Below are 2,287 nucleotides of genomic sequence, written 5' to 3' on the forward strand. Positions count from 1 at the left end.
AGAGCCGACACGTAACCCTGAACCGGCGAGACCTGTCCCGCCGCCACGACCGCAAGAGCCGTCCCGCCAACCAGAGCCCAGCAGACAATAAGCCAAGCCCTCACGGCCAACCTTCGCGCGTGCAGCATTGATATCGCTCGCAGGTTGCGCTTGGATGTTGGCTGGTCGGGGGATCAGTCATGAGATCGACAGGACCGCAACGGGTAGCATTGGCGCTCGCAGTGCTGGCGCTTGCAATCATCACCTACATCGCGATGCCGTCAGCTGTAATCAAGCAGGCCAGCGCGCTGTGGAGCGGGGGCTGAAGGCGAAGGGGACGAAGGGGTAAAGAAATGGTTCGCAAACCGATAGTCAGCCGATGGTCAATGAAGAGCGATCGCCAGCTGATAGCCCTGGCACCGTCGCAGAGCCTAGAAGCCATCGCTGATCGTTTCAAACGCTCACCAGCCAGCATTCTCAGGAAGGCGGCTCAACTGGGTCTTTCGATCAAACGCCAGAACGAGAAGGGGAAATGACCGGGCCTCGTCCTGCAGGCCGCCGTTGGACGCCTGCGGACGACGATTTGCTGCGCGAGCTACTAGCTTCGGGAATGAAGCCGCGGTTGATTGCTCAAAAGGTGAAACGCTCGATCGGAGCCGTTCAAACGCGAATTTTCCTTTTCAAAAAGCCCCGAAAGCGGTCTGCACCTAAAGTCTGATTTGCCAAGCCATCCCGAACGGCACGCGATTTGTCTCGCTTTCGCCTGCTGACAGGCGCAGCCTTTGCGCGCGGGCCGGGAGATTGATCATGGACGTCAATATATTCAACACCAAAGGCGTCCACGTCGCCGTGGTCTCGGGTCTTGAAATTTTTAACCTCACGGGCCGGAAGCTTTACAATCTCCGGGGCGTCAACATTTATAGATTGAACGGCGACCTGGTTGGCCATTTGTCGGATGCAAAAGGCGCCGAGAAGCACCTGGACAAAGCTACAGACCGATTGTTTCCAGCCTCCTGATTTGCCGATTTGACAATTCCCCGCCTGGGGAAGCCTAAGCGTTGGCTATTGCCCTCGCCAAAGGGCTGGCCGGAACAAGCCGAATAAGCCGACGCCCCGTCCCTGAGCAGAAAGCGGAAGGAGTGTTGCCCTCGCGCTACATCGAAAGCACGCGATTCGGTCTAACATCATTTCATATTTTCGCCGTTTAGGAATCCCAATTTTGAAAAAATTTCTCGCTGCGTTGCTCTGTTCACTTCCTTTTGCCGCTAGCGCTGCGGATCTACCGCGCGCGATGCCGGTCAAAGCCCCTGTTGCTGTGATAGCTTCCGACTGGACCGGGGCTTATATCGGCGTTCACGTCGGTTATGGCTGGGGAACGAGCAACACTTCCGTCACCCCGGGTAACAGCTGGATCGGAGATCCTGACTGGCCCAACGTCAATGCGGCTTCAACGAACAGCCTCAAGCCGAACGGCCCCTTTGGCGGAGCGCAAATCGGGTACAATCAACAGTTCAAAAATTTCCTGCTAGGAATCGAAGCTGACTTCTCATATTTCGGAATGAAAAAGTCTGCAAATAGCGGGACGATTGCATGCCTTCCCAATCCTGACTGTGCAGGAGGAACGTTCTCCGTCTATACCGAAACCAAGGGGAACTGGGTTTCAACCATTCGGCCGCGCCTTGGCTGGGTCAACGGCAACACGCTGTTGTATGTCACGGGCGGCTTGGCCATAGCTGACGTCGGTTATTCTCAGTCAATAAATTTTTTCAGCACAGTATTGGATGATCTCCCGCACACCCCTGATGGCGGCGGCGCCAACGCGGGCTCCGTTTCGAAGACCCAAGTCGGCTGGGCTCTTGGCGTTGGCGGAGAATATCGCCTCGATCAGAACTGGTCATTGAAAGCCGAATATCTCCATATCGATCTCGGATCGCAGGGTTTCAATTCCACCTATGTTGAGCCGCCTCCATTCGGGCGAACGTTTTCCGTCAGTCATACCCAGGAACTGACGCTTGATACGGTTAGGCTTGGGCTTAATCGACACTTTTGATCGGTGGGTGACTTTGCAGGTCGAGGGTTCGCCGACGAAGGTCAGCATGATGCCGGTCCCCCGCGAAAAAATCGCCAAGCTTGAGCCTAGTCTTCGAACCAATAGCCGGTTGCCGCCGCTCGTCACGCCGACGGCGTCGGTGTGCCTCCCTAAAAGCTCGTGTCCTATTTTAAGTCCTCCAGAACCGCTGCAATGAACCAAGGTACGCCCAAATCAGATTCTATGCTGATCCGAATTGCTCACATTTCAAATTAGGCC

Annotated in this window: 4 protein-coding genes; all 4 read left to right on the plus strand. The window is 55.7% G+C overall.

The window, feature by feature from the left end; genetic code table 11:
* Nucleotides 1-179: 179 nt before the first annotated feature.
* Nucleotides 180-305, plus strand: coding sequence for a hypothetical protein (locus tag E7813_RS05085; RefSeq protein WP_291571493.1), 126 nt, complete (start codon nt 180-182; stop codon nt 303-305).
* 27 nt (nt 306-332) lie between these two features.
* Nucleotides 333-515: a hypothetical protein gene (locus E7813_RS05090; RefSeq protein WP_291571494.1), complete on the plus strand. Its 183-nt coding sequence runs from the start codon at nt 333-335 to the stop codon at nt 513-515.
* A gap of 271 nt (nt 516-786) precedes the next feature.
* A complete protein-coding gene (locus E7813_RS05095) occupies nt 787-996 on the plus strand; it encodes a hypothetical protein (protein ID WP_291571495.1) in 210 nt (69 codons plus the stop codon).
* A gap of 202 nt (nt 997-1,198) precedes the next feature.
* A complete protein-coding gene (locus E7813_RS05100) occupies nt 1,199-2,029 on the plus strand; it encodes an outer membrane beta-barrel protein (RefSeq protein ID WP_291571497.1) in 831 nt (276 codons plus the stop codon).
* Nucleotides 2,030-2,287 lie beyond the last annotated feature (258 nt).

The organism is Bradyrhizobium sp., from assembly GCF_004799405.1.
GTDB lineage: Bacteria > Pseudomonadota > Alphaproteobacteria > Rhizobiales > Xanthobacteraceae > Bradyrhizobium.

What these genes read in the sequence shown, in the direction of transcription:
- E7813_RS05085 (WP_291571493.1), top strand. Translation starts at nt 180, where the DNA reads ATGAGATCGACAGGACCGCAACGGGTAGCATTGGCGCTCGCAGTGCTG.
- E7813_RS05090 (WP_291571494.1), top strand. Translation starts at nt 333, where the DNA reads ATGGTTCGCAAACCGATAGTCAGCCGATGGTCAATGAAGAGCGATCGC.
- E7813_RS05095 (WP_291571495.1), top strand. Translation starts at nt 787, where the DNA reads ATGGACGTCAATATATTCAACACCAAAGGCGTCCACGTCGCCGTGGTC.